The sequence below is a fragment of the Paludibaculum fermentans genome (assembly GCF_015277775.1).
Taxonomy (GTDB): domain Bacteria; phylum Acidobacteriota; class Terriglobia; order Bryobacterales; family Bryobacteraceae; genus Paludibaculum; species Paludibaculum fermentans.
The window spans coordinates 4,150,757-4,175,219 of sequence record NZ_CP063849.1; the positions used below are offsets into that span (position 1 = coordinate 4,150,757).

Here is a 24,463-nt window from a genome sequence, read left to right on the forward strand (position 1 = left end):
ACGGTGCTATTCGCTGTATACTGGCCCACACCTGGGATTCAGTATGAACACGCCTCACCCTCCGGCCAAGAAGCACGCGCCCCATCATCACCACCCGCCGCGCCTGTCGCGGCGCATGCTCTTCTCCACCCTGATCCCGGGCGCGATCCTTGCGCCGAATGCGTTCCCACAAAACGCCTCAACCATGGCCGAAGCCTTCCGCCGCAGGTCGGCCGAGGCTGAGAGCAAGGGACTCGCTGACCCGTTCAAAGGCATCACGGCCAACGGCGCCATCGAACCCGGACTCTACGATCTCCACTCCACCGGTGTCTCCACTGCGCCCGTTCGCACGGCCGTCGAGCGCTTCCTGGCCAGCCTCACCAACGAGCAGCGCGGCCGCACCATGTTCCCGGTGGACGATCCCGAGTGGCGCAAGTGGATGAACCAGCACTTCTACGTTCGCCAGGGCGTCAGCTTCCAGGAGATGTCGGGCACCCAGCGCGACGCGGCGTTCGGAGTACTGGAAACCGCGCTCAGCGCCCGCGGCCTGAAGCTGACCCGCGACATCATGCGCCTCAATGAGACCCTGGCCGAACTCAGCGACGACCATGACTTCCTGGGTGAGTGGCGCTACCACATCACCGTCATGGGCAAGCCCTCAGCCACCGAACCCTGGGGCTTCCAGCTCGACGGACACCACATCATCATCAACTACTTCGTCCTGGGCGACCAGGTTGTGATGACGCCCTTCTTCGCCGGGTCGGAACCCGTCACCGCCACCTCCGGCAAATACAAAGGCATCTCGATCCTGCAGGACGAGCAACAGCGCGGACTCGAACTGCTGCTGCATCTCGACAGGACCCAGCAGGCAAAGGCCATCCTCAATCCCGAGAAGACGAAGAACTACAACCTGACCGAGGCCTTCCGGGACAACATCGTCCTCGACTACGCCGGAGCCCGCGCCGCCTCATTCTCCCAACCCCAGCGCAGGCAGTTGCTCGAACTCGTCGACCTGTATGTCGGCAATATGGACGAGGGGCACGCCAAGGTCCGCATGGACGAGGTGAAGAGGCACATCGAGCGGACCGCCTTCGCCTGGATCGGCGGCTCCGACGATGCCTCGGTTTACTACTACCGTATCCATAGCCCGGTAATCCTCATTGAATTCGACCACCAGCAGCCCGCGAACCTGCGCAAGTTCGCCAAGGATCCGAACATGCCCACGCGCCAGCACATCCACTGCGTGGTGCGGACCCCGAATGGCAACGACTACGGCAAGGACCTGCTGCGCCAGCACTACCTGTCGCACGCCCACGCCTGAGCGCTACTGCCGGTTCAGCACGCTGTGGATCGTGTCCAGCGACGGCGCAAACAATGACAATTGCCCGGGATCCGCAAAGACCGCCGCATAGTCGGCTGGAGTGAAGGCCCGCGCCAGCCGCGACGCGAAAGTATCGCGCAGCAGCCGTGAATAGTGATCGGCGTCGTAGTCCCGACGGTCCGGGCCATCCGCCGCGTAGGCCGCGTGCTCCGGCGATTCCACCACTCCGCCGGAACCGCCCTTCGCGCGGTAAACCCGTACCTTGTCACCCACACTCCAGGCCGTACGTCCGCTCGCCAGCATCGCTTCGTAAGCCAACTCCCGCCGGCTGTCCCTCGTCTCCAGATACTTAGCCGGCGACTTCGTCAGGCGGACGAAGGAGGACACTTCGTATGTAGGCAGCTCGCGCCGGCGCAGCGCATCCAGGGTCGCCAGGTACACATCGCGGACACCCGGAATGTCGCCGGCCAGCAGCCTCTCAATCGCGCGGCGCAGGAACGTCTCGCCATAGGGCTCCGCGCGGCTGGACCGGAACGCGACGCCTTTTAGCAGCAGTTTCCCTCCATATGTCAGCAGCGCGTAATTCTTCGGCTCGTGCGACAGCATCGCCGCATAGCGGCCCTCGAACTCCAGGTGGACCAGCGGCGGCAACAGCGCGGCCACTTCATCCACCGTCCGCCGCTCATCCGCCTCGGTCCAACTCTCCGGCACGGCAAAATAGACGCCGTCCGTGTCCGCCTCCAGCAGCGTCACCCCGCGCGCGGCCAGTTCCCGGCACATCAGGTCCAGCGTTGCCCGGCCTCGGCGCGTCACTTCATTGGCCGCATGCACATCGGCGAATCGCGTCAATGTCCCGCCTGCCGCCATGTAGCCGTAAGCGGTGTTCACGACCAGCTTCATCGCGGCCGAGAGAGCCTCCTGCGTGTACCGTTCAACTGAGCCGGCAGCCGCGGCCTTCGCCGCCGCCTTGGCCGCCAGCCGCCGCTCCACCAGCCGGTCGACAATCGCCAGCAGCGCGCCCAGGTGATCGCGCTTCGGACCAATCCGGAAAGCCCGCATCAACGAAGGGTACAGGCTGGCCACATCCGCCTTCACAATGCGGCGCGCCACGCCGCTGGCGAACAGGTGTAGCGCCGCCCCCTGGTGCGGAGTCCCGTCGCCCGCCTGATGCGCCGGCAGCGCCATGCCCGCCCGCAGGTAAGCCCGCACCAGCAGCGGATCCAGGACACCCGTGGCCGCGCCCGCGTCCGCCAGGCGCTCATACCGCCGCGGAGCCATCCTCGCCAACGCAAACGCCGCCCCGCCCAGCATCCGCGCCACTTCGGCCACCTCCTCCACATCAGAGGTCGCATAGCGGCGCACCCGCTCCGGATCGCGCTGGTACACCTCGTGGATCCGGTCGCCGGGAATGTACTCACGGTCCTCTTTGGCGATGCCCAGGTGCCGCGCCACCGCCTTCAGGCCGTGCCCCGGCAGTTCGCGTGTCGCGAAGTCGTAACGCAGCACCGCGTCCAGCGTATCGATCAACTCCCGCCCCGGAGCGATGAAACGAACCCGCCGCCGCGCATCTCCCTCACTCGCCGTACCCCGCCGCGCCGCCCTTTGCCGCAGCCCGCCCGAGCCGATGCGGCCCAAGGCCAGCACCACGCCCAGCCGCTCCGCCCGCGTATCCAGAAACGGCAGGTCGAACCCATGCAGGTTGTGGTTCTCGATCACATCCGGATCCTCGGCCTGCACCACCGCCACCAACTGCCGGATCAGTTCCGCTTCCGCTTCATCGCTGTCGTCACGAGCCTCAAGCACCTGCGTCGCCCCGGACGGCGCGCGCACGGAGATCATGAAGATGCGGCAGCTCTCGGGGGAAAGGCCGGTCGTCTCCAGGTCAAACTGCATCCGGCGCAGCTTGTCGAAGGGCAGGTCGCGGAAATACGTCCGCCCGGTGGCCACCAGATACTGCTCCTCCGGCGACAGCGACAGAACCGTATCGTGGCCCAGGTCCCGCAGGTGCCCAATGCGCTTCCCCAGCCGTTGTGAAGCCCCGTGCAGCAGCGCCGAGGAAAGGGTACGCCCGTCTTCTGCGGACACCAGGAATCTCAGTTCCCCCGGCCCATCCAGCACTCGATATTCGATCAGGGCATCCGCCGACCCCGCCAGCCCCAGCCGGTCCCCGACATGCAGCAGATCGTCCAACCGGTCCAGCAGCAGCCAGGGCCGGAACCGGACCCGCTCGCGCACCAATTGGCCGGTCTCGGGCAGCCGCCGCCACACCAGCGCCCATCCGTCGTTCTCCGCCCACACGGAAACGATGCCTGGCGTGGGGTCCCAGCCCCACAGCCATTCGTCCTGCGATTGGCCGGCCTTATCACGATGCTCTGCCGACTCACTGTGCATGGAAATCAACTACCCGCCGATTGCTTACCCCACCCTCAGGTCCATTCTATCCATCGGCCGGGAACGCCCCCATTGGCCCCCGCCGCGGGCACTGCTACGATGACGCCATGCAGGGCGAGTATGCGGTTACCGTCGAGACGACCACGTGGCTTTCCGGCCCGATCCTGACGTTCATCAACAAACTATTGATGCCCATCGCCTGGTTCGGCTTTGTGATTGGAGTACCCGCCTGGGTCTTCATCACGGCAGGCCAGCTCGCCATCGCCCGCGACTTCTACTTCATCGTTGGTTTTGCGGTTGTGGCCACCGCGCTGTTGTCGTGGTTCACGGCCCACCTGCAATTGGTGGGTTATCAGGGCCGCTACCTGCTCGTCGCCAACTACTGGAAAAAGGCGGCCATTCCTTTCCAACAGGTGGAGGCCGTGGAATCGGTCTGGTGGTATCGGGGCCGCCTCGTGCGCATCCGCTTCAACCAGCCCACGCCCTTCGGCTCCGTTGTTTACTACATGCCGAAATGGGCCATGTTCCGGGGCATGTTCTCATCGCCGGAAAAAGAGCTTCAGTCGGTGCTGTACAACCGCGACTGACCCTGGCCTAGGCAAACACCATGTTCTGGCTGTGCCAGCTGTGTTTTTCGCGATACTCCCGGAACAAGCTCCCATAGCTCTTCAGGACGTAATGCCCCGCGTTGAACCCTAGCTCCACCGCTGTCTTGTCGATCCAGCTTGCCTCGCCCTCCAACTCCAGGAACACGCCAATCGGAGTCTCATCCAGCACCGCATGGCCCGGCTCGCCGACGCGTGCGAAGGTCGTGCGGTACTTCTCATACCGGAACGACACCTCGTACCCAAGCCCGTTCAGGATCCCCAGCGCCGCGTTCGCATCGGCCACGCAGGTCTCCACCTCGGGCCGCGTCTTGTGGGGACCGCCTTCCGGCGGCCCTTTAAAGGTCAGAATCGTCTCGCCGCGAAAATCGCGCAGCCGCAGCAGCCGGCGTGTGTGCATCAGCTCGCTGCCAGGTGTATCCAGCAGCATGTTCGCTTCAAACGCCCGTTCATGCGCGGCCACGAAGCCGGCGGCGGATAGCACCTGCAATGCCGCTTCGGCGGAAGGAACGGCCAGCTTAACCTCGGTCTCGCGGGGCAGGGGTTGGTCTGGTTGGGACTGGAGCATCCCCTCCAGTATGACCTTGCTTGTGGATCACGTTCATCGCCACGCTGAGCATTGAGGCCACATCGCCCAGATTCGACGGAACCACGATCGTCGAGCTCGCCTTCGCAATGCGTCCGAACTCGGTGACATATTGCTCCGCCACTCTCAACTGAACAGCCTCAAAGCCGCCGGGTTCATTGATCGCCTGGGCGACCCGCCGCAAGCCCTCCGCGGTCGCGCTGGCGATCGACAGAATCGCCGACGCCTGGCCTTCCGCCTCGTTGATCTGCTGCTGCTTGCGGGCTTCCGAAGCCTTGATCACCTTCTGCTTCTCACCCTCGGCCGTGTTGATGTTGGCGTCGCGGTCCGCTTCGGAATTCAGGATCGTGGCACGTTTCTCGCGCTCGGCACGCATCTGCTTTTCCATCGCGGACAGGATGTCCTGCGGCGGATTGATGCTCTTGATCTCATACCGCAGCACCTTCACGCCCCAGGGCTCGGTCGCCTTATCCAACTCGCTGACGACCAGCGCGTTGATATTCGACCGCTCCTCAAACGTCCGGTCCAGGTCGATCTTGCCGATCTCCGAACGCAGCGTCGTCTGCGCCAACTGCCGGATCGCGAAGCCGAAATCCGAAATGCCGTAAGAAGCCCGCTCCGGGTTCAGCACCTTCAAATAGAGAATGCCGTCCACCGCCACCTGGACGTTGTCCCGCGTGATGCATACCTGCTCCGGTATATCGATCGCCTGCTCCTTCAATGAGTGCCGGTAGCGGATCACGTCGACAAACGGCGTCAGGATGTGGAAGCCCGCTTGCAGCGTGCCTGCGTATTTGCCCAGCCGTTCCACTACAAATGCCGACTGTTGCGGCACAACGATCGCCGTTTTGGCGAGGATCGTGAGGACCAAAAGGATGAGAACGAGAACGACCAGCAGACCACCGATTTCCATAATCTCCTCCGGAATTACCTACAGACTTCTCACTTCGAGCGTCAAACCATCCACACGCTCCACCCGGCAGCGCGTGGACTTCGGAATGAGCGTCTCACTCACGTTGCGCGCGTTCCACGACGTGCCGCGCAGCTCCACTTTGCCGATGCCCTGCACCGGAATCTCCTCCATGGCGGAGGCAATTTCGTTGGTCAGGTTGTCCACGTCCGAAACAGGTGTCAGCTTGCGAAACCGCTCCAGCAGCGGCTTGCGGAAGAACATCAGGCCGGCCACCGAGGCGGCCACAAACAGCAGGCCTTCCAGCGCCAGCCCGAACTCGAATCCGAGCATCTTTACCAGCCCGACCAGCAATGCGGCCACACCAAAGAAAATGAGGTAGAAGCCGCCGGGCGTCAGAATTTCGCCGGCGAGCAGCAGAAGGCCGATCACCAGCCACGCCCACCACGTCATAAAGTAACTTCCCATACGGAAGGGATCTCCTTCGTGTGCAGATCATAACGCATCACGGACCTGAGCGTAGGCTCTCGCGCAGAGATAAGATAGTTAAGGATTCTGACCCCCTCGAGGTGTGTAAAACCATGTCAAGCGAAAATACGAACCGCCGGCAATTCGTGGCCGGTGCGGCAGCCCTGACGCTGGCCTCCCAGGCTATGGCGAAGTCGGGTGGAATGAACAAAATGGCCCCCGCCCGCGTGATCGGCGCCAACGACAAGATCAACGTCGCAGTGATCGGTGTCGGCGGACGTGGCGCTTACGTGGCGGACAAGTTCGACAAGTACGCACAAACCGTCAAGCCTGGCGCCTGCCAGATCGTCGGGGTCTGCGATACCTACCAGAAGCGCGTGACGGCCGCCAAAGACCGTTTTAAGTGCAAGGGCACGCTCGACTACCGCGAACTGATCTCCGATCCCGGCGTCGACGCGGTCATCGTTGCCACCCCTGACCACTGGCACGCCCCCATCGCCCTCGCCGCCATGGACAACGGCAAGGATGTCTACCTCGAAAAGCCCATGTGCCACACGGTGGACGAGGTCAAGCAACTGATGTCCACGGTCAAGGAAACCGGCCGCGTCCTGCAGGTCGGCTCCCAGACCACCTCCGCTGACCAGTGGTGGAAAGCCCGCAAGGCCATCGAAGAAGGCCGCATCGGCAAGATGATCATGAGCCAGGGCAGCTACCATCGCAACTCTACCGAGGGCGAATGGAACTGGAAGATCGATCCCGGCGCCGGCCCCGAAGGCAAGGGTGAGGACTTCATCGACTGGAAGATGTGGCTTGGCAAGGCGCCCAAGCGCTCCTTCGACGCCGACCGCTTCTTCCGTTTCCGCAAGTACTGGGATTACTCCGGCGGCATCGCCACCGACCTGTTCTTCCACGTCATGGCGCCCATGAACATCTGCTGGAGCGAGGCCCAGTTCCCGGTCAAGGTTTCCGGCAGCGGCGGCATCTACCAGTTCAAGGATGAGCGTGAAGTGCCGGATACGTTCCACTTCATGGCCGAATACGCCAAGGGCTTCTCCGTCGTGCTCACCAGCTCGATGGCCAACTCCCAGCACATCCCCGGCCTCATCCGCGGCCACGAAGGCACCATCGTCATGGTGGAGCACGGCATGTTCGAAAGCTCGACGCCCTTCATCACGGTCAAGCCCGAAAAGCGCGTGATGAGCGCCGACTACAAGTCCAAGTTCGGCGAAGAAGTCGTGAAGATCGACGTCGAGCAGAAGGACATCATGTTCGAGCACATCGGCAACTTCCTGGATTGCGTCCACAGCCGCCAGAAGCCGACCCTCAACGTCGAGACCGCCGGCCACGCTCAGGTCGTCATCACCATGGCCGTCCAGAGCTACCGCCAGGGCAAGGTTCTCTACTTCGACGAGAAGAACTTCAAGATCGTCGACAAGCCCGTCAAGGCGTAACTCTTCCTCCCTTCCGAAACTCGAGGGCCGGGGCCGCAAGCTCCGGCCCTTCGTGTCTTTACACCCGATTTGTTTACAGCGGCGCCGCTTGACGAATCCGGGCGTTTCAGGCCAAACTACCATCGACAGTCGATAGGAACGACCATCGATGGGAAAGAAACCCGCACCCCCGCCAGACCTCGTGCCCGGCACGCTGGAAATGCTCATCCTGAAGACGCTCACCCACGGCGCCATGCACGGCTACGGCATCGCCCAAAGGCTGGACCAGCTCTCCGAAGGCGTCCTCCAGGTGGGCGAAGGTTCCCTCTACCCGGCCCTGCAGCGCCTGCTGCTCAATGAGTGGGCCGAGGCCGAGTGGGCCGTCACCGAGAACAACCGCCGCGCGCGCTACTACCACATCACCGCCGCCGGCCGCCGCCGGCTTGCCCAGGAGCGCGCCGGCTACGACCGCATGAGCGTCGCCATCGCCCGCGTCATGGAGGCCGTCTAAGCCATGCGCCGCCTCTGGAAGCGCCTTCATCGGTTCCGCCATCGGAAGCAGTTCGACGCCGACCTCGCCGAGGAACTCGAGTTTCACCGCCGGCTCAAACAGGAAGAACTCCAGGCCGCCGGCCTCACCGAACCGGAGAGCCGCTACGCCGCCCAGCGCCGCATGGGCAACCTGGCCCTCGCCACTGAGGATGCCCGCGGCATCTGGCTCTGGCATAACCTGGAAACCCTCTGGCAGGACTTCGCCTACGGCCTGCGCGGACTCGCCCGCCACCGCGGCTTCACTCTCACCGCCGTCCTCACCCTCGCTCTCGGCATCGGCGTCAACACCAGCCTCTTCACCGGCTTCAACGCGATGGTTTTTCGATCCTGGGACGTGCGCGATCCCGGCCGCGTGGCAGGAGTCTTTACGGTGCACAGGACCCCTTCGGGCGAAATCCGGTATCGCGGCATGTCCTACCCGGAATTCTCAACCCTGCGTGACCAGACGAAGCAAATGGCCGGCCTGGTGGCGCTGAGCTACGGCGGCCCGCAAATGCGCACCGACCCCGGAGCATCGTCACGCCTCAGCATCAACTACGTTTCGGGCGACTACTTCCAGGTGCTTGGCGTCGATGCCGCCTGGGGCCGTACTTTCACGAGGGACGAAGACCAGCTTGCCGATCCCAGGGCCGTCCTGGTGCTGAGCCATGCGGCCTGGGTGAGCCAGTTTGGCTCGGATCGCTCCATTGTCGGCCGGACAATCTCGCTCAATTACAAACCGTTCGTCGTGCTGGGTGTGCTGCCGGAGAACTTCAAAGGCACCGACATGGTGGGCCCGGACCTCTGGACGCCTTTGGCAGCCATCAGAATCCTGCAGCCACGCAGCACCGAGCTCAGCAGCGCCGACCAATGCTGCGTGGCTGTCTTCGGCCGGCTTGCCCCCAATGTGGATCGCGCCCAGGCGCGCGATGAACTCACTGCCATCCAGCGTCAGGCCGCTGAACGGTTCAACCGCCCAGCCAACGAGATCTTCCTCACCCGCGCAAGCATCGTCGTTACACCCGAGCGCCAGAAGAAAATCATGCCCGCCATGCTGCTGCTGTTCCTGGCCGTCAGCCTGGTGCTGCTCATCGCCTGCGCGAATGTCGCCAATCTCCTGTTAGCCCGCGGCGCAGCCCGCCAGCACGAAATCGGCGTCCGCCTCGCGCTCGGAGCCGGGCGCCTCCGCATCATCCGCCAGTTGCTCACTGAGAGCCTGTCCCTTGGCCTGCTCGGGGGCGCCGCCGGTATAGGTTTGAGTCTCGTTCTTCCCGGTTTCGTACTCAACCATCTCGCCGACGAACCTCTCGCCCTCGATCTGCAGCCCGACTATCGGGTCCTCCTGTACACCCTCTTCCTCTCGATCCTCGCCAGCGTTGCCTGCGGTCTGGTGCCCGCCTTCCACACCACTCGCACCGACCTCCACGCCACCATGAAAGGCTCCGGCGGCAGGTCGGGCCGGCCTTCGTGGTTGAGAACGTCGCTGCTCGGTGCGCAGGTCGCCTTCAGCCTCGTCCTGCTGGCCTCCACTGGACTCCTGGTCCGCGGCCTGCAACGCGCCGCCCGCATCGATCCCGGATTTGATACCCGCGGCATAGTCCTGATGTCACTCGACCTCGGCATGCTTGACTACGACGCCGTACGCGCTCAGGACTTCCTCCGCCGCCTCACGGACCGTGTGTCGGCCCTGCCCGGAGTCACCTCCGTCTCCACCGCCGTCATCGCGCCGCTGGGCAACGCCAGAATGCGCACCAGCGTCGCCGTCAATGGACAGGAAGCATTGGCCAAAAACGGACTCAACAACGTCACCTTCAACGAAGTATCCCCCGGCTTCCTCGAGACACTTCGCATCCCCATTACCCAGGGACGCTCGTTTCAGGCTCAGGACCAGGGCCGCAAAGTCGCCATCATCAACCAGGCCATGGCCCAGCGCTTCTGGCCTGGCCTCAATCCGGTGGGCCGGACCTTCACTTCAGATGTCGCCTATGAAGTCATCGGAGTCAGTCGCAATGCCCAGGAAACACAACTCGGCAGGGCGATCGAGCCTTACTACTACTCACTCTCCAACGGCTCATCCAGCAGCCAGCTAGTCATTCGTTTCCAGGACACCTTCAACGCGCCCCTGTCCGAGCTGACCGCCCTGCCCACCCAGCTCGATCAGGCCGTTCGTCCCCGGTTGCGCCTCATGGAGGAGTCCATTCAGTCCCAGTTGCACGGCGCACGCATGGCCAGCTTCATCAGCGGCGGACTCGGTCTGCTCGCCCTCCTCCTCGCCTGCGTAGGCATCTATGGCGTGACCGCCTTCGTCGTCCAACAGCGCTTCCGGGAAATCGGCATACGCATGGCGCTCGGAGCTCAGCGCCGCGACGTCCTGTTCCTGCTGCTGAGCCAGAACCTGCGCATTGTCGTCGCGGGCGCCCTCGTCGGCGTGGCCGCCTCCGTAGCCGCCGCCTCCGCCTTGAGGGAGTTCCTCTACGGCATCAGCCCGCTGGACCCGGCCGCTCACATCGCGATGACGGCCATCCTCTTGAGCGCCGCCCTTCTCGCGACGTTCCTGCCGGCCCGGCGCGCCGCCAGCATTCAGCCCGTTGTCATCCTGCGACAGGAGTGATCTACTACAGCCCGGCCAGCGTCCACGGCTTGCGGTACTCACGCCGCAGCATCTCGTTGGCCTTCGCGCTGTTCTTGAATTGTTCTTTGGCGCCGTCCCACTGCAGCTTTTCGCCCGTGCGCAGCGCTATGTTGCCGATCAGGCACGTTGCCGTGCTGTGGTGCCCGATCTCGATGTCGCCCACCGGCTTCTCGCGCGATTTGAGGCAGTCGACGAAGTTCCGCACATGCGGCTGATGCTGGAAGGATGTGGTCGCCCGCTCCGCCATCGTCAGGCCCGTAAAGAACTGCCCCAGGCCGTTCAAATCGTCGTACGCTTCCCTCGAGCCCTGCGTCACCTTCTCCGAGTGCATCTCCATCTGCGGGATGATCTCGTACCCGGCCCGGTCGATGAACAGCGTCCCCTTGGTCCCCTGCAGCATGATCCCGTAGCTGCCGAAGCTCTTGTTGCCCGGATGCCCGTTCGGTCCAAAGCTATTGTGGACCAGTGTGGAATACCGCACCAGCAGGTTGCCCGGATACTCCCAGATCACCTCCTGCGTGTCCGCGCAGTCACGGCAGTCGTCGTAAAACCACTTGCCGCCCGAACTCGTCACCGTCAGCGGCGTGTCCACCTCCAACGCCCAGTGCACAATGTCGATCAGGTGGACACACCAGTTCGTCAATTCCCCGCCCGCATAATCCCAGAACGCCCGGAAGTTCCGCCGCGCCGGATTGTACGGAATCTTCGGCGCGGGCCCCAGCCACAGATCCCAATCCAGCCCCTCCGGCACCGGAGCATCCTCAGGGTGCCCCATGCCTTTGTTCGAGGCCGAGAATCCGTGATTCCAGCACTGCGCGAAGTGGACCTTGCCGATCCGCCCCTCCTTCACAGCCGCCACGGCCCTTTGGAAGTGCGCGCCCGACCGCTGCTGGATGCCCACCTGCATCACCCGCTTGTGCCGCCGCGCCGCCTCCACCATCAGCCGCCCCTCCCGCACATTGTGCGAAATGGGCTTCTCCACGTACACGTCCTTGCCCGCCTCGCACGCCTGGATGGCGATCAGCGGATGCCAGTGGTCCGGCGTTGCCACCACCACGGCATCCACGTCCTTGCGCTCCAGAATGCGGCGGTAGTCGTTGTAGAGGTCCGCCTTCCCGGTGAGCATCTTCGCGGCGGTCTCGGCGTTCGGCCGGTACACGTCGCAAAGCGCCCGGATCTCCACCTCGGGCTGCTTCTGAAAATCGGCCAGGTCGCTGCGGCCCATGCCGCCGCAGCCGATCAGCGCCACCCCGATCTTGTCGTTGGCCGCCACTGCCTCGGTTGCCGCCGCGGCCGCCACGGCCGGAGTCGCCAGGAAGGTTCTTCTGTTCATCGTTACCAGCCCACCGGCTTTCCTTTGTTCTGTTCGATCAGCCACTTCTCCAGCGGGGCGAAATACGCCCGCACCGCGTTGCCGTCCATCTGCCGCGTCCCGGTCAGCTTCTCCAGCGCGTCCGGCCAGGGCTTGCTGATGCCCAGCTCCAGCCCGTCGGCCAGGCGCTTACCCGCTTCCTTGTTGCCGTAGATCGAGCAGCGATTCACCGGATCCTTGCACCCCGCCGTCTCGCTCAACGCCTTGTGGAACTGGAACTGCAGAATGTGTGCCAGGAAATACCGCGTGTACGGCACGTTCCCCGGTACGTGATACTTTGCGCCCGGATCGAAGAACTCTTCCCCACGCACCGATGCCGGCGCCACGCCCTGATACTTCTGCCGCAGCTCCCACCACACCTGGTTGTACTTGTCCGGCGGCACCTGCCCCGAGTACACCTTCCAGCGCCATTGATCAATCAACAGCCCGAACGGCAGGAACGCCACCTTGTCCAGCGCCTTCTGCAGCAGCAGGCCGATGTCCTTCGACGCGTCCGGCGCCTTGTTGATCAGCCCCAGCTTTATCAGGTAGTCCGGCGTCAGCGACAGCGCGATCGTGTCGCCAATCGCTTCGTGGAAACCGTCGTTGGCGGAATTGCGGAACAGGAACGGCTGCTTGTTATAGGCGCGCTGATAGAAGTTATGGCCGAGCTCGTGGTGGATGACATCGAAATCCTCTTCCGTGATGTCGATGCACATCTTCACGCGCAGATCGTTGTCGTTATCCACATCCCAGGCGCTCGCGTGGCAGACTACGTCGCGATCCCGCGGCCGCACAAACAGCGACCGCTCCCAGAACGTCGGCGGCAGCGGCGCAAACCCCAGCGAAGTGAAGAACCCCTCGCCGTACTTCACCATCTGCTTTGCGTCAGTCTTCTTCGCCTTCAGAATCGCATTCAGGTCGTAGCCGACATCCGCGTCCTTCGGGGCCAGCAGCGGATACACGTTGTTCCATTGCTGCGCCCAGATGTTGCCCAGCAGATGAGCCGGAATCGGTCCGTTCTCCGGCACCGCGTCCTTGCCGTACTTCTCCCGCAGCTTCCAGCGCGTGTAGGCATGCAGTTGCAGGTACAACGGCTTCACCTGCTCCCACAGGCGGTCCAACTCTTTGGCGAACTCGTCCGGCGGCATGTCGTACTGCGAGCGCCACAACGCGCCCGTGTCGGCAAAACCAATCTCCTTCGAGCCCTTGTTGGCCAGTTCCACCAGCCGCACGAAATCCTTCTTCATCGGCGGTGAGATGCTGTGCCAGCCCGTCCAGGCCTCCAGCAGCTGCTTCGGATCCCGGCTGGTCGCCATGATCTTCGTGATGTCGTCGATGGTCATGCACTTCGACTGGTCGCCGCCCGGGCAGTACTTGCCCTTGCCGTAGGTGGCGTCCAGCGACGCGGCCAGTTTCGCCGTCTCGGCCGCTTCCTTCGGATCCGCCGGCGCCGGCAGCGTCAGGGACAGCTTCAGCAGCAGCAACTTGCGCCGCAGCACGTCGTCCACCTTCACGGCATCATACTTGGCCGCATCCTTTGCGTATTGCACCTGCAGCGCGGTGACGCGTTCACTCGCCTTGGCGTTCAAGGCTTCCGTATCCTGCGTGATGAAATTCTGCTGCACCCACTGGGCCTGGCCGGCCTCATTCGTGGCGGCAAACAGCTTCGCTTCCGCGTCATCGACAAACTTCTTCGCGTCCTCGGCCGTCGGCTGGTTGCCGCAGGCGGCCAGGAGCAAGGCAATTGGAACAAGCGCAATTCGGCGATCCATGTTGGGTAGTGTATTCCACTCCACAGGTGGCCCGTGCAAACCCCTTGACTTGATTCCGAAATTCCTGTAATTTCTGTTTAGACAGAAATTACAGTATGGAAAAGTTAAGCCCAACTTCGGAACGCTTTATCCTTCACTGGGGCGAACTCGGCACCCGCTGGGGTCTCAACCGCACCGTCGCCCAGATCCATGCGCTGCTCTACATCTCGCCGCAAGCCCTGCCGGCCGACGAGATCGCGCGCCTGCTCTCCGTAGCCCGCTCCAACGTCAGCACCAGCCTGCGCGAACTCCAGGGCTGGGGCATCGTCAAAGTCGTCCACGTCCTGGGCGACCGCCGCGACCACTTTGAATCCCTCAAGGACGTGTGGGAGCTCTTCTACGTCATCCTCGACGAGCGCAAGCGCCGCGAGATCGACCCCACGCTGGCCCTGCTCAAGGAGTGCGCCATGGCCGCCGGAGAAAGCACACCGGAAGACCGCGAAGCTCGCAAGCGCATCCGCGAGATGCTCAACTTCTTCGAAGAAACCAGCTCCCTTTACGACGAGTTCCGCCGCCTGCCCGGCGGAGCCCTGCGCCAGCTCCTCCGCTTCAAAGGCCAGCTCCGGCGCCTCTTTTCCACCGCCTCCTGACACCCGTCCCCGTCGACTGGAGGGCGGACCCCCAAGTCGGCGCAGGGTCCCCTGACCCTGCCTCTTCCGCTAACTCAGCCAACCCCACCGTCCCAGGAGGACCCATGTGGCGTAGCATTGCCCTGACCACGCTCTTTGCCGTTGCCGCCACGGCGCTCATCTCCAACTTCCCCGCCTACGCCCTCGGACTCTTCGTCCTCCTGCCCGTCTGCATCGGCGTAGTCGCAGCCCTGCTGGCCAACTCGCTCGACGATCAGCGCCGCGGAAAGACCGTTGTCCTCCTTGCCCTGCTTGCCGGTGCCCTCATCCTGGTCGCCATCATGCTCGAAGGCGTAATCTGCCTGCTGATGGCCGCCCCCATCGCCATCCCACTCGCCCTCCTGGGCGTGGCAATCGGCAACTCAATCCGCAACCCCAAGCACGCCCTGGCCCCGGCCCTGCTCCTGGCCCCCCTCTTCGGCGGCGTGGAAACCCAACTCCCCAACCACCCCGCCCTCCGATCCGTCGAAACCGTAGTCGACATCCAGGCTCCGCCCGAAACCGTCTGGCGGCATGTCATTGAGTTCCCCCATCTCCCGCAACCCCGTGAATGGTACTTCCAGGCCGGCATCGCCTACCCCCTCCGGGCCCGCATCGAAGGCCGTGGCCCCGGCGCCGTCCGCTACTGCGAGTTCTCCACCGGACCCTTCGTCGAACCCATCACCACCTGGGACGAACCCAAACTGTTGGCCTTCCGCGTCACCAGCAACCCCGAGCCCATGCGCGAACTGTCGCCCTACGACATCCACCCCGCCCACCTGCACGGTTGGTTCGACTCCAAGCGGGGTCAGTTCCGCCTGGAGCCCCTGCCCAACGGCGGTACCCGCCTTCACGGCACCACCTGGTACACGCAGCGCCTTCAGCCCGAACCCTACTGGTCGATGTGGACGGACGCCATCATCCACCGCATCCACCAGCGGGTTCTCGATCACATTCGTGACGTATCAGAGGGAGATCGTCAAGGCAGGTCGTCGATCGACTTGGGCCAGTCCGACCCCAGCAGCCGCGACAACGACCGGTCCGCCAGCAGCCGTCCGCCGGTCTGGCAGCGTGGGCAGTAGTTCGTCTCGTTCGACGCATAGCGGATCCGCTGCACCGTCGTGCCGCACTCCGGGCAAGGCTTCTTGAACTTGCCGTGCACGGCCATCTCTTCCCGGAACGCCGTCACTTTTTCGGGGAACCCGCCGCCCGCCTCGGCCCGCAGCCGGTCGGTCCACCACACGAGCGTCGCCTTCGTTGCCTCGTAGAGCCGCTCCAGGTCCGCGTCGCTCAGCTTCTGCGACAACGCCACCGGCGACAGCCGGGCCTTCTGCAGGATCTCGTCGGAGTACGCGTTGCCGATCCCGCTGAACAGGTGCGGATCGGTCAGTGACCGCTTCAGCGTATGATTCTCGCGCCGCAGCGCGGCCATAAACTCGGCCAGCGTGCACTCCAGCGGCTCCAGTCCGCCTGGATCCAGCGCGCGCACACCCTCCTCGCCCTGCGCCATATGTAGCGACGCCCGGTGCTGCGTGCCCGCTTCAGTGAGATTCAAGGTCCCGCTGGAGAACACGAACGACGCCAGCACTTTGCCCGCCTTCCGCTGCCAGTGCAGCCGGCCCGCTATCATCAGGTGCAGCACCATCCACACGTCGTTCCCGAAGCCGAACGCGATGCGCTTGCCCACGCGCCTCAACCGGCGCACCACCTGACCTTCGGACGCCTTCACTGGCGGCGTCACGGTCCTCAATAAGAAAGGAGTCTTGAACTCCACCCGCTCCAACCGTTCATTCAGGACCCGAGCCTCCAGCGCCTCGATGTACACCTGAATGTCCGGCAGTTCAGGCATGGCGTTTCGCTTCCCGCAGCCAGGGCACCAGTGATGAAGGCCGGTCGGTCTGAATGCCGGTCACTCCTTTGTCGATGGCCTGCTGCCAGAACTCGGGGAAGTCGGTCTTGCCCTGGCGGTCCAGGAAGAGGTCGCAGCCGGCCTCCTGGCACAGGGCCACCAGTTCCGGCTTGAAATCCCAATCGCTGAAAGCAACGGCCACGGGCTTCAACTGTTTCAGGTTGTCGCGCAGCACATCCACGCCCACCGCCTCCGGCATGCACGGCCAGCCCGGCCGTAGCTGGACCAGTTCGCGCAGCAGCGCCTGGCTGCCATAGGTGTAGATGGACTCGCGCATCCCGTGCGCCTCCACCTTGGCAATGATCGAAGCCGGCATGGCTTGCTTCACGTCCAGGTAGATGCGGATCTTCCCCTTCGACAGGTCGAGCACCTCGTCGAAAGTCGGCAGCTCTTCCCCGGGCTTCAGCGGATCATGCTTGATCAGCATCTTCCCGTCGGGGGCCGTCCTTAGGTCAATCTCGATAAAGTCGCACCCTAACGCAATGGCCGCCGAATAGGCGGCCAAGGAGTTTTGAGGTTGTTGTTCGTGCGCGCCCCGGTGGGCGATCACTTTGATCCCTGAGTTCACGGATATTGATCCTCAGCGAAGGTCAGTCTCAGCTTTGCGGACGGCGCAACTGGATACCCAGTTCACGCAGCTGCCGCTCGCTCGCCGGCGCGGGCGCCTCCGACATCAAGTCGGTGCCCTTCGCCGTCTTCGGGAACGGAATCACCTCGCGGATCGAAGACTCGCCCGCCAGGATCATCACCAGCCGGTCCAGGCCCAGCGCAATGCCGCCATGTGGCGGAGCTCCGTAGGTCAGCGCATCCAGCAGGTAGCCAAACCGCGCCTGAGCCTCTTCCAGCGAGAATCCAACCGCCGAAAAGACCTGTGACTGGATGTCCTGTCGGTGGATACGAATCGAACCGCTACCCAGCTCCACACCGTTTAACACGATGTCGTAGCTGCGCGCCCGGCACCGCGCCGGATCCGTCGTCAGCTTCCCAAGGTCTTCGTCCTTCGGCGACGTGAACGGATGGTGCGCCGCCACCCAGCGCTCGTCTTCATCGTTCCATTCAAACATCGGGAAGTCGAGCACCCACAGGAACCGGAAATCGGTCGGATCCAGCAGCTTATGCCGGTCGTTGTACTTCTGGCCCGCATACAGCCGCAGTTGGCCGCACGCCTGGTAAACCGTCTCTTCCGGACGCTGCCCCTTCGGCTCGTCGCGCCAACCGGCCAGCAGCAGCAGGTCGTTCTCGCCGGCGCCGGTCCGCTCGCGCACCTTTTCAACGACACCCGGGAAGTCCCGCTCCAGGCGTTTCGGGTCGTCGTAGACCGTCAGGCCGCGCTCACGGCCATAGTCCTTCAGTTCGTCGCGCTCCTTGCGGCTCAGCGCACCCGTACTCGGGATATGGATCGCCACCAGCGGCAGGCCCTCGCGGGTCAAACCCGCATCGGCCGGGAACAGGTCTTCCACCGGCCAGAACCGCGGCAGGCGCAGGTCCGGCTTGTCGATGCCGTAACCCTGCATCGCCTCGGCATAGGTCATCCGTGGGAACGGAGCCTTGACCGTGTAGCCCGCCACCGCGCAAACCTTCTCCAGCAGCGGCTCGATTGTCTGGAAGATCTGTTCTTCCTGGGGGAAGGACATCTCCAAGTCAATCTGCGTGAACTCGTACTGCCGGTCGGCGCGCAGATCCTCATCGCGGAAGCAGCGCACAATCTGGAAGTACTTGTCATACCCGCTGATCATCAGCAACTGCTTGAAGATCTGGGGCGACTGCGGCAAAGCGTAGAAATTGCCCGGCTGGATGCGGGAAGGCACCAGGAAGTCGCGTGCGCCTTCGGGCGTCGACTTCGTCATGAAGGGCGTTTCGATCTCGAGGAAGCCCTGGCCGGACAGCTCGTTACGCACTTCCAGCGAGATCTTGGAGCGCAGCATCACGTTGCGCTGCATGTGCGGCCGCCGCAGGTCGACATAGCGGTACTTCAACCGCATGTCTTCGTTGACGTCCACGTGCTCTTCCATCGGGAACGGAGGCGTCTCGCTGGTGTTCAGCATCCACATCTTCTCCGCCACAATCTCCACCTCGCCGGTGGGGATGTTCGGATTGATGTTCTCCGCTGTGCGGGCCTCTACCAGGCCTTCCACCGCGATGACATATTCCGACCGCAACATCTCGGCCTTGCCATGCAGGGCACCGTCACATTCGGCGCGGAAGACGATTTGGGTGACCCCTTCGCGGTCGCGCAGGTGGATAAAGATCACACCTCCCAGGTCGCGCCGGCGGTAGACCCACCCCATCAAAACGACGCGCTGGCCTTCGTTGGCCGCGCGGAGTGCGCCGCACGAGTGGGTGCGGCGCAGGTCGCCGAGAAAATCCAAAGGAACTTGTTGAGCCATGCTAGAGACTGCGAATTTCGAGTATCTCTACATTGTATCCTGCCCGCTCGTCGAGCATGGCCCCAAACCCTATGGAAGTGACAAGAGATACTTCGTGATCGTCTCGTTTTGCTGGGCCGTGAACGGATAGGCAGGCATCATGGAGTCCTTTGTGAATTTCTGCGGATCCAGGAAGTGGCCCTTTACCCATGTGGCGTCGCGCCGGTGCGCCAGGCCGTTCAGGGGCGGTCCGGACTTCATCCCCACGCCATTCACCTGGTGGCACATGTTGCACCGGTTCTTCTGATACAGCGCGGCCCCCTCCAGCACATACTGCGGGATGTCTTGCATTTTCATGGCGTTCTGGGGTGTCAGCTTGAGCAGGAAGGCCGCCATCGCATTCAATTGCGAATCGCTCAGCGAGACCGACGGCATCTGGCTCCCCGGCACCATCGAAGCCGGTTGCTTGAAATGCGCAATCATCCAGGCCGCATCGCGAGCCGCCCCGCCGGCGCCCAGGTTCGGGCCGGGCTTGTCTTCCTGCCGCAGTCCCAGCGTATGGCACGTGCCGCAGCTTTCCGACTTGAAGTACGCCACACCGGCCAGTTCCTCCGGAGTCAGGTCGCGCCATTCCATCGGACCCTCCCGGTCGGCCGCGAATGCCTCCGGCGGAGTAGACCGCACCGCCGCGGTGGTCAGGCCAGTCCAGGTGATCGCCGCCAGAATCACGATCGCGAACGCGGTGGTCCGCTTCGTCACACGGATCACCGGAGCGCGGTCCAGGAACGGCACCAGGAACAACAGGCCAACACCCAAAGTCGGCAGCACCACGCTGGCCAGGATCTCCAGCGGACCCTCGCAGTACTTCAGCAGTTGGAAGAGGAACAGGAAATACCACTCGGGCCGGGGAATAAAGGTTGTATCCGTGGGATCGGCCAGCCGGCCCAGCGGAGCCTTGGCGATCACCGCCAGCGAGAAGAGGACAATGAAGGCCAGCGAAATAGCGGCCGTGTCCTTGAACACCTGCCGCGGATAGAACTTCTGCTTCGGCTTCAGTTCATCCCCCGGAGCCGGAGCCACGCCGTGCCGCCGCACCAGGTAGACGTGCAACAGGATCAGCAGCATGGTCAGCGGTGGCAGCACCAGCACGTGCACGGCGTAGAATCGCGCGAAGGTGACGACCCCGACACCGTTCTCGGCGCCCATCAGCCGCAGCACATACGGACCCGCGCCGGGTGCGCTGGCCGAGATCTGCGTCGTCACCACCGTGCCCCAATAGGCCCGGTTGTCCCACGGCAGCAGGTAGCCGGTCAGTGCGAACGCCAGCGTCACCAGCAGCAGGATCACACCCATCATCCAGGTGGCTTCCCTAGGCTTCTTGTACGCACCCCATAGGAACACCTGCACCATGTGCAGCACCACGATGATCACCATCATGGAAGCGCCCCAGTGGTGCAGCCCGCGGATCAGCGCGCCGCCGGTCAACTCCGTCATGATGTAGCGCAGGCTGTTGTAGGCCTCGCCCGGCGTCGGCGCATAGTTCAGCGCCAGCATGATGCCGGTGAAGGCCTGGGTGATGAAGAGGAACATCGCCACTGAGCCGAACACCTGGTGCCAGCCTGCGGAAGCGGGAATCTCTTCGTCGAGGAAATGTTGGATGGCCGAAGGCGCACCCGTGCGGTCTTCCAACCAATCGAGGATGGTGCGCATCGTTATGCTCCCTTCGTCTTCGATTGCTCGGGGCCGATCAACAGGCGCGTGCCGTCTACCTTGACCAGGTAGCGGTCCAGCGGCCTGGGCGCCGGGCCGTTGAGCACCTTCCCGTCAATCGAGAAGTTCGACGTATGGCACGGGCACAGGAACTGTCCTTTCGATTCTTCCCAATGATAGGCGCACCCCAGATGCGTGCATTGCGGCGTGTAAGCCACCACCTCTTTCTCCGAAAGCCGGACCACCCAGGCCGTCGATTTTTCAGTGATGATCTTCCAGCCGTCCATACGCACCCGCCGGAACGGCAGTTCCTCCGGAGCGTTGAGCTTGAGCTGGCTGATATCGCCGGCGTCGACCCAGCCGCCGGTGGAATGGCTCTTGGCCGGTGTGAAGAGGTAGACAAAGGCAGGAATGCCCAGCGCACCTCCGATCAGCGCACTCAGCGCCTGCGTCGCGCGGACCAGAAAGCCGCGCCGTCCTTGGTTGTCCGTGTTGTACTGCATCGTTAGACCATAGCCGCGCGCTGCGCGGACTGTGATTGAGACACACCGGACCACCGGACGGAACAGTCGGACTTACGAGTTAGAAGAAAAGCTATCTACCACCGCCCGCCAGCGCCCATCCGCCAGCCTGCGGTATACCACGAGATACTTGCCCAGTTCCGTATGCAGCAAACCCGGGTGGGTCTCCCTCGTCAGCGCGTAGCGCCCCACTCCGTAGGCGATACTCCGGTCCACCTCGATCTGGGAGGTCTCCACCTTCACATCCACGAGCCCCGACCGGAATAGCGCCATCCAGAATTCGTGGATGGCTTCCTTTCCTTGAATTAGGGGACAGCCAGCGATTTGGAGCTGCGCGTCCTCGGCATAGAATAACTCAACCAACCGATCGGAGTCGCGCTGGCGGACGCTCCGCATTAACTCCTCGTCCAGCGACTGCAGGTCGCGGACGATGGGATCCAGGGCCACGGCTCCAGGCATCGAGGTCCCCTCCTTGCCTGAAGCATGGGCAGTGCCTCCACCGGTGTCAAGGGCCCAGTTACCTTAACCGCAGGCAGCCAGCAGGGCGTCACGCAACGACTCGGCCGATTCCTGGCTCAACTTGCCCCCGCCGCTGGTGACGTGGAAGACGTCAATCGCCTTGTGGGCTTCCGTATCCACCAGCACCACCTCGATATTGCCGGTGGCGCGCGAGATGGCCGAACTCAACAGGTGCAGCAACCCAGGCTTGTCCTGCGTCACCACTTCAAAAATGGTGGCGGAAGGCGAGGCCTCGTTGTCCAGCGCCACTGTGGATTGAATCGCGCCCAGCCTGCTCGGCGGGGCTTTCACCGGACGATGCTTCAGCAGCTCATCTACCCGCACGGCGCCGGTGATGACCTTCCTCAGCACGGCCCTCAACCGCTCCAATTCAGGCGGATTCAGGTCCAGCGACCGGTGCGGATCGACAAACACAAAGCCATCCGCGACAAAGCCATGCGCGTTGGAGAACGCCTCAGCCTTCAGGATGTCGAGTCCGAAGGAAGACAGCGCCCCGGCAATCGAGGCAAAGAGGAACGGCCGGTCGGCGGCCACCAGCGAAAGATGCCAGGTGCCTTCGCGGCGCTCCACGCTGAGATCCGCCCCGGAGTCCTTGGCCTCTTTGTAGAGCAGCGAATGCGCCTTCGCCTGCTCTTTGGTGTGGGTCCAGAGGTAGCGGCTGGGCAGCCCTTCGAGGAACTCCGCCAGCAGCGGATCCACCGCCCCATACGCGTCACGCGGATTGTCGCTCGGCTCGGCTGACAGCTCGCCCGTCAGGTGGCGGTTAACGATGCGGTACAGCCGCCAGATCTGCTCCATGCGCCAGGGCGTCATTGCCGTGGAGTTCACGGCGCTGACATCGGCGAAGGTGAGCAGCGTGAGCAGGCGCAGCCGTTCGGCGGTCTTGATCTCGTGCGCCAGCGCCGAAGCCACGGCCGGGTCGGCGAAATCTTTCGTCTGCAAGGCCGACGACAGGATCAGGTGCTTTTCAATGATGGTAAGGACAGACTCTGTATCCAGCTCTGACGCGCCGATGCGGGTCAGGAACTCGCGGCCCAACTTCACCGCCTCCTGGCTGTGATCGTTGCCGGAACCCTTCCCGATGTCGTGCAGCAGCAGCGCCAGGCGCAGCAGCCAGAGTTGATCGGAGGCCTCCTCCATCATCTCGGCGAAGCGTTTCTCCGTCCCTTCCTTCGCCTCGGCGAGGCCGGCCAGCACCTCCAGCGTGACGATCGTGTGCTCGTCCACTGTGTACTGGTGATAGAAGTCGCGCACCACCAGGTGATCGATGCGTTCCCATTCAGGCAGGATCACCGACAGGAATCCGGTCGCCCGCATTGCGCGTAGCGCCTCCGGCGTATGCGGCAGATTGAGAAACTCGCGCCAGAACGCAGCCTTCGGTGGCTTGTCGTGGAAGTGGTGCGACCACACCAGCAGGTGTGAGATCATCCGCTGCTCGGTTTGCCGGGCCAGCGGCACGCCGTGCCGGGCCACAAACAGGAACATGCGCAGCGGCAGTTCGGGATCTACTTCCAGATCGTGCGGATTGCGTAGGAAGACCAGATCGCGGGAAACCGTGAACTCCGAGTTCGACAGGCGGGAACGCCAGTCGCGGAAGTTCGCCATCAGGCTGCGGTCCTGGGATTCCGAAGTCTCAAGCTCGTACAAACAGTTTCGGAGAATGGCGGAGCCATGCCGGTAGTAGGCCCGCATCCACTCAGCCGGGTCGTGCCACGGAGAGAACGCCGCCGCCGAAATCTCGTCCTGCGATTCGAAGTTCAGCAGATTGTTGTCGCGGCCCGAGCGAAAATGGAGGAAGCAGCGCACGGAAGCCAGGAACTCGGCCGGTCGCGGGTCGCCGCCGTTCTCTGAGCCGGCATCGCGGTCTTTCAGCAGGCGCAGCCAGTGAATGGTCTGCAGGTCGCGCAGGCCTCCTGGCGTCTCTTTGAGATCCGGCTCCAGCCGATAAATCGTGTTGTGGAAACGCGCATGGCGGGATCGAGCCATCTTGCACATGCGTCGTGTCAGATCGCGCCGGTCGGCCGCGAGGAACTTGGCGAAGCGCTCGCGCAGCGTCGCGTACAGGGTCCGGTCACCCGTCAGGATCCGTTCGTCCAAGAGCGAAACCGTCAGTTCGAAATTGCCCTCATGTACGGCGGAGCACTCCTCCACCGTGTGCACCGAGTGCGATACCCGCAACCCGGCGTCCCACAACGTGCGCAGGAACTCGCTGAGAGCGGCTTTAGCCTCCTTTGAATCAAAAGCGCGGCGGGCCAGCAACATCAGGTCGACATCGGAGTAGGGAAAGAGCTCCCTACGTCCGTAGCCGCCCACCGCCAAAAGGGTCAACCCCTCCGGGATCACCGGAGCGATGACCTGCGAAAAGGCTTCCAGCACCAGTGAATCCACCAGTGCCGTGCGATTCTTCAGGACGGGCTGGGGGTTCCCGTCCTGAAGAAAGCGCGCGCGCCAAAGCGCGAACTCGTCGTTAGAGCGCTGCTTCGCCGTGATCGTCATTGCGGATTCGAATCGCGTTCTCCACCGGCAGGATGAAGATCTTGCCGTCGCCGATCTTACCGCTGCGCGCAGCGGCGGCCAGCGTGGCGACGATTTCGTCTACCCGGGCATCGCTGACCACAAGCTCGATCTTCACCTTGGGCAGGAGATCAACCTGATACTCCTGGCCGCGGTAAACCTCTTTGTGTCCCTTCTGCCGGCCGTGGCCGCGCACTTCGATGATTGTCATTCCATCGACGCCGATACCTTTCAGCGCCTCTTTGACTTCTTCCAGCTTGAACGGCTGAATAATGGCTTCGATCTTCTTCATGGGCTT

Annotated in this window: 21 protein-coding genes; 7 read left to right on the top strand and 14 right to left on the bottom strand. The window is 63.4% G+C overall.

Features of this window, described 5'->3' with window-relative positions; translation table 11 throughout:
* Nucleotides 1-43: 43 nt before the first annotated feature.
* Complete coding sequence (locus IRI77_RS16215; protein ID WP_228486761.1) at nt 44-1,300, top strand: DUF3500 domain-containing protein; 1,257 nt, start codon at nt 44-46, stop codon at nt 1,298-1,300.
* 3 nt (nt 1,301-1,303) lie between these two features.
* On the opposite strand, the gene IRI77_RS16220 is transcribed toward IRI77_RS16215, so the two are convergent.
* Nucleotides 1,304-3,691, bottom strand: coding sequence for a DNA polymerase domain-containing protein (locus IRI77_RS16220; RefSeq protein ID WP_194453085.1), 2,388 nt, complete (start codon nt 3,689-3,691; stop codon nt 1,304-1,306).
* A gap of 107 nt (nt 3,692-3,798) precedes the next feature.
* Between IRI77_RS16220 and IRI77_RS16225 the strand changes: the two genes are divergently transcribed.
* Nucleotides 3,799-4,278: a hypothetical protein gene (locus tag IRI77_RS16225; protein ID WP_194453086.1), complete on the top strand. Its 480-nt coding sequence runs from the start codon at nt 3,799-3,801 to the stop codon at nt 4,276-4,278.
* A gap of 7 nt (nt 4,279-4,285) precedes the next feature.
* Here IRI77_RS16225 and IRI77_RS16230 read toward each other — a convergent pair whose 3' ends face one another.
* The 3 genes from IRI77_RS16230 to IRI77_RS16240 are packed head-to-tail and all read right to left on the bottom strand — an operon-like array spanning nt 4,286 to nt 6,260.
* Entirely contained in the window at nt 4,286-4,864 is a 579-nt protein-coding gene (locus IRI77_RS16230; RefSeq protein ID WP_194453087.1) for a class IV adenylate cyclase, read from the bottom strand.
* A complete protein-coding gene (locus IRI77_RS16235) occupies nt 4,815-5,795 on the bottom strand; it encodes an SPFH domain-containing protein (protein WP_194453088.1) in 981 nt (326 codons plus the stop codon). Before IRI77_RS16235 ends, IRI77_RS16230 begins: the two co-directional genes overlap by 50 nt.
* Before the next feature lie 18 nt (nt 5,796-5,813).
* The gene (locus IRI77_RS16240) at nt 5,814-6,260 is read right to left on the bottom strand and encodes an NfeD family protein (RefSeq protein ID WP_194453089.1); all 447 of its coding nucleotides are present in this window, start codon (nt 6,258-6,260) and stop codon (nt 5,814-5,816) included.
* Between the two features lie 113 nt (nt 6,261-6,373).
* On the opposite strand from IRI77_RS16240, the gene IRI77_RS16245 reads away from it, so the two are divergent.
* The 3 genes from IRI77_RS16245 (at nt 6,374) to IRI77_RS16255 (ending at nt 10,832) form a co-directional block, all read left to right on the top strand.
* Nucleotides 6,374-7,711: a Gfo/Idh/MocA family protein gene (locus IRI77_RS16245; RefSeq protein ID WP_194453090.1), complete on the top strand. Its 1,338-nt coding sequence runs from the start codon at nt 6,374-6,376 to the stop codon at nt 7,709-7,711.
* A 148-nt stretch (nt 7,712-7,859) separates the two neighbouring features.
* A complete protein-coding gene (locus IRI77_RS16250; protein ID WP_194453091.1) occupies nt 7,860-8,201 on the top strand; it encodes a PadR family transcriptional regulator in 342 nt (113 codons plus the stop codon).
* 3 nt (nt 8,202-8,204) lie between these two features.
* The gene (locus IRI77_RS16255) at nt 8,205-10,832 is read left to right on the top strand and encodes an ABC transporter permease (RefSeq protein ID WP_194453092.1); all 2,628 of its coding nucleotides are present in this window, start codon (nt 8,205-8,207) and stop codon (nt 10,830-10,832) included.
* Nucleotides 10,833-10,836: 4 nt separating this feature from the next.
* Here IRI77_RS16255 and IRI77_RS16260 read toward each other — a convergent pair whose 3' ends face one another.
* Together IRI77_RS16260 and IRI77_RS16265 are read right to left on the bottom strand one after the other, a co-directional pair.
* The gene (locus IRI77_RS16260) at nt 10,837-12,186 is read right to left on the bottom strand and encodes a Gfo/Idh/MocA family protein (protein WP_194453093.1); all 1,350 of its coding nucleotides are present in this window, start codon (nt 12,184-12,186) and stop codon (nt 10,837-10,839) included.
* A 2-nt stretch (nt 12,187-12,188) separates the two neighbouring features.
* On the bottom strand, nt 12,189-13,979 hold the full coding sequence (locus IRI77_RS16265) for a M2 family metallopeptidase (RefSeq protein ID WP_194453094.1): 1,791 nt from the start codon (nt 13,977-13,979) through the stop codon (nt 12,189-12,191).
* 95 nt (nt 13,980-14,074) lie between these two features.
* Here IRI77_RS16265 and IRI77_RS16270 point away from each other — a divergent pair, with 95 nt between their 5' ends.
* Together IRI77_RS16270 and IRI77_RS16275 are read left to right on the top strand one after the other, a co-directional pair.
* Nucleotides 14,075-14,608 (top strand): GbsR/MarR family transcriptional regulator, encoded by a 534-nt coding sequence (locus tag IRI77_RS16270; RefSeq protein ID WP_194453095.1) that lies wholly within the window; start codon nt 14,075-14,077, stop codon nt 14,606-14,608.
* 104 nt (nt 14,609-14,712) lie between these two features.
* A complete protein-coding gene (locus IRI77_RS16275) occupies nt 14,713-15,708 on the top strand; it encodes an SRPBCC family protein (protein WP_194453096.1) in 996 nt (331 codons plus the stop codon).
* Here IRI77_RS16275 and IRI77_RS16280 read toward each other — a convergent pair.
* From IRI77_RS16280 to IRI77_RS16315, 8 genes are all read right to left on the bottom strand, one after another.
* Nucleotides 15,606-16,475, bottom strand: a complete 870-nt coding sequence (locus IRI77_RS16280; protein ID WP_194453097.1) for an Fpg/Nei family DNA glycosylase — start codon at nt 16,473-16,475, stop codon at nt 15,606-15,608. The genes IRI77_RS16275 and IRI77_RS16280 overlap by 103 nt on opposite strands.
* Nucleotides 16,468-17,103 carry a glycerophosphodiester phosphodiesterase gene (locus IRI77_RS16285; RefSeq protein ID WP_194453098.1) on the bottom strand — a complete coding sequence of 212 codons (636 nt, stop codon included), beginning with the start codon at nt 17,101-17,103 and terminating at the stop codon, nt 16,468-16,470. The genes IRI77_RS16280 and IRI77_RS16285 overlap by 8 nt, the downstream gene beginning before the upstream one ends.
* A 28-nt stretch (nt 17,104-17,131) precedes the next feature.
* On the bottom strand, nt 17,132-18,922 hold the full coding sequence (aspS, locus tag IRI77_RS16290; protein ID WP_194453099.1) for an aspartate--tRNA ligase: 1,791 nt from the start codon (nt 18,920-18,922) through the stop codon (nt 17,132-17,134).
* A gap of 69 nt (nt 18,923-18,991) precedes the next feature.
* On the bottom strand, nt 18,992-20,611 hold the full coding sequence (locus IRI77_RS16295; RefSeq protein WP_194453100.1) for a cytochrome b N-terminal domain-containing protein: 1,620 nt from the start codon (nt 20,609-20,611) through the stop codon (nt 18,992-18,994).
* A gap of 2 nt (nt 20,612-20,613) precedes the next feature.
* On the bottom strand, nt 20,614-21,114 hold the full coding sequence (locus IRI77_RS16300; RefSeq protein ID WP_194453101.1) for a QcrA and Rieske domain-containing protein: 501 nt from the start codon (nt 21,112-21,114) through the stop codon (nt 20,614-20,616).
* Nucleotides 21,115-21,186: 72 nt separating this feature from the next.
* Complete coding sequence (locus tag IRI77_RS16305; RefSeq protein ID WP_194453102.1) at nt 21,187-21,591, bottom strand: YybH family protein; 405 nt, start codon at nt 21,589-21,591, stop codon at nt 21,187-21,189.
* A 63-nt stretch (nt 21,592-21,654) separates the two neighbouring features.
* Nucleotides 21,655-24,147 carry a [protein-PII] uridylyltransferase family protein gene (locus IRI77_RS16310; protein WP_194453103.1) on the bottom strand — a complete coding sequence of 831 codons (2,493 nt, stop codon included), beginning with the start codon at nt 24,145-24,147 and terminating at the stop codon, nt 21,655-21,657.
* Complete coding sequence (locus IRI77_RS16315; protein WP_194453104.1) at nt 24,119-24,457, bottom strand: P-II family nitrogen regulator; 339 nt, start codon at nt 24,455-24,457, stop codon at nt 24,119-24,121. The genes IRI77_RS16310 and IRI77_RS16315 overlap by 29 nt, the downstream gene beginning before the upstream one ends.
* Nucleotides 24,458-24,463: the final 6 nt, after the last annotated feature.